The 2,200-nt window shown below is 67.1% G+C and carries 2 protein-coding genes; one reads left to right on the forward strand and one right to left on the reverse strand.

Annotated features, from left to right (window positions below):
* The first annotated feature begins 158 nt into the window (after positions 1–158).
* Positions 159–1,673: an ISL3 family transposase gene (locus ACIPK4_RS40085; RefSeq protein WP_402322913.1), complete on the forward strand. Its 1,515-nt coding sequence runs from the start codon at positions 159–161 to the stop codon at positions 1,671–1,673.
* 42 nt (positions 1,674–1,715) lie between these two features.
* Here ACIPK4_RS40085 and ACIPK4_RS40090 read toward each other — a convergent pair whose 3' ends face one another.
* Positions 1,716–2,087: a hypothetical protein gene (locus ACIPK4_RS40090; protein WP_402322910.1), complete on the reverse strand. Its 372-nt coding sequence runs from the start codon at positions 2,085–2,087 to the stop codon at positions 1,716–1,718.
* Positions 2,088–2,200: the final 113 nt, after the last annotated feature.

A 2,200-nucleotide genomic window follows, 5' to 3' on the forward strand; every position in this document is an offset into this window, starting at 1 on the left:
GGCTCTGGCACTGATCTTGTGGTCTCGTGACGCAACGTCATCGGATTCCGTCATCCTGTGAGGCGTGCGATCTTCGGGGTCTTGAAGTGTTGTTGCCTCATCTGGCTGGCCTTGTCTCGGTGGATGAGGTCGAGCGGGCGCCGGGCGTGATCCGTATCGTGGCGAGGGCGCGGGCCTCCGAGGGGCTGTGCCCGGCGTGTGGCACGGCCTCCTCGCGTGTGCATGGCCGCTATGAGCGAAGCTTGGGCGACAGCGCGATGGGCGGCTCAGCAGTCGTTATCCGACTGCGGATCCGCCGGTTCTTATGCCGGAAGCCCGAGTGCACCACGGTCACGTTCGCCGAACAGATACCAGGACTCACCTCCCCGCATGCGCGTTTCAGCCCGTTACGGCTGGAGGCTATGAGGGCGATCGCTCGGGCACTTGCCGGCCGGGCGGGGGCCCGGCTGGCTCGGATGCTGGGTATGCCCGTCAACCGCATGACCTTGCTCCGCCTGCTGCGGCGCTTACCCGATCCCGAGTTGACTACCGCACCGTCCGTGCTCGGCGTCGACGATTTCGCGTTGAGACGCGGACACGTCTATGGAACGGTCCTGCTCGACATGGACACCCATCGACCGGTCGATCTTCTGCCGGGGCGGACGGCTGGAACCTTCGCCGCGTGGCTGCGCGAGCATCCCGGAGCGCGGGTCATCTGCCGGGATCGCGCGGGTTCCCATGCCGACGGAGCCCGCACCGGAGCTCCCGACGCGTTGCAGGTCGCCGACCGATTCCATTTGTGGCACAACCTCGGCGAGGTAGTCGATAAGACGGTCCGCGCCCACCAGGCCTGCTTGCGCTCGGTCCCGCACTCGGATCACGACGCCGAAGAGGAGCCCCCGTCGGGAGCCCCACAACCCGGGTTCCACGACGTCAACGGCCGGGAGCGACGTCTTGTCACACGAACCGTCGAGCGCCATTCGGCGGTCCACCGGCTCCTGGCCGAGGGCGCGTCACTCAACGCCATCTCCCGTCGTCTCGGCCTGGCCTTTCGCACTGTCCGCCGGTTCGCCCGCGCGGCGACCGCCGACGAGCTTCTGGCCGGAGCTGTCCACCGCCCCAGCAAGCTGGACGAGTACAAGCCCTACCTGACCCGTCGATGGAACGAGGGATGCCGGGACGGCGCCCGGCTCCACGAAGAGATCCAGGCCGACGGCTGGAACGGCGCCGCGCGGACGGTGCAGCGATACCTGAGCACCTTCCGCGGTCACGCCACTGCCGATCCGGCCCCCGCCCCGCCACCGAAGCCCCGACATCTGACGACCTGGATCATGTCCCACCCCGACAACCTGGACCCTGACGATGCCGTCCGCCTCAAGGCAGCTCTTGAGGAGTGTGCCGAGCTCCGCTCCCTCATCGGGCACGTCCGGGACTTCGCGCAGATGATGACCAAGCGCGAAGGACACCGACTCGACGACTGGATTGCCGCGGCCACGGTCGAGCAGCTGCCCCACCTGTGTTCCTTCGCCCGCGGCCTCCGCCACGATCACGCAGCGGTCTCCGCCGGGCTCACCCTGCCCCACAGCTCCGGCGCCGTGGAAGGAACCGTCAACAAGATCAAGATGCTGAAGCGCCAGATGTTCGGCCGAGCGAACTTCGACCTCCTCCGCATCCGGGTCCTCCACACCCTCTGATCCACGGAGCGTCGCGAGGCCATCGTGCCGGACACGACTTCGTCATATGGCCGGACGCCGACCGGTGCCAAGGAAGCGTGTGACGGAGGAGTCGAGGAGGTTGCCGAACTCCTCCGGGGTGGTGATCTGCGGGCATTCGGTGGTGACCTCGTTGTCAGTCAGTGCGTCGAGGTCTGCCCAGCCGCCTCGGAACAGGACGAGGTGCACCTCAGTCCAACCGTCGGTGCCCAGGATGCGTACGCCGATCGAATCCGGGTCAGCGACGAGGGCCCGGTCGGTCTCCAGCCGCTGAGGCCAGAGAAGGGTCTCGTCCCGCCAGGTGATCGGTCTGGGGCTGAGTCCGGACGCAGTCCAGGCGGGAAAGCGTGCGGTGATCTCGGCGGCAGCTTGGTCGAGGTCGATGGCGTGGTCCATGGAGCGATCTTCGCTTGGTGCAGCTCAACCGCGAAGTGCTGGCTGTGTTCTGGTGACAGACGACACGGGTGAGGCACACACGGTTAGCGACCACAAGATCAGTGCCAGAGCCC

The organism is Streptomyces sp. NPDC086989, from assembly GCF_044745505.1.
In the GTDB taxonomy this organism is placed as follows: Bacteria; Actinomycetota; Actinomycetes; order Streptomycetales; family Streptomycetaceae; genus Streptomyces.

Coding starts and splice junctions, on each gene's coding strand:
- ACIPK4_RS40090 (WP_402322910.1), bottom strand. CDS start 2,087: ATGGACCACGCCATCGACCTCGACCAAGCTGCCGCCGAGATCACCGCA.